This window comes from Parvimonas sp. D9 (genome assembly GCF_035282565.1).
Taxonomy (GTDB): Bacteria; Bacillota; Clostridia; order Tissierellales; family Peptoniphilaceae; genus Parvimonas; species Parvimonas micra.
In genome coordinates this window covers 1-264 of record NZ_JAYKBM010000174.1, presented here as the reverse complement: position 1 = coordinate 264, position 264 = coordinate 1, and the positions used below count along the sequence as shown (strand labels likewise).

At 34.5% G+C, this 264-nt stretch carries 1 protein-coding gene; it reads right to left on the bottom strand.

Translation table 11 applies throughout. The annotated features are described in order from the left end of the window. Positions 1–81: 81 nt before the first annotated feature. A partial coding sequence (locus tag VJI94_RS08460) for a helix-turn-helix transcriptional regulator (RefSeq protein ID WP_324009044.1) occupies positions 82–264 on the bottom strand: 183 nt, incomplete at its 5' end.

The window sequence follows — 264 nt, the reverse complement described above, 5'->3', positions numbered from 1 at the left end:
GAATAACCAGTGCGGCATTTGAAATTGTTTGGTGGTAATAAAGATAGGTTGGGAGGGGTATTTGTTGGAAGGGAAATAGAGTTAGTTCAACCTAAGCATTTTTTGATCAATCGTAACAGTAAATTGAATTTTTGCTTGTAAAGCTTTAAATACTTTTATAATGGTATCTAAGGTTGCACTGTTTGCACCGCTTTCCAACTTTGATATTTGTGCTTTTTGAACACCTACCAATTTACCCAATTGTTCTTGTGTAAGATTACGATC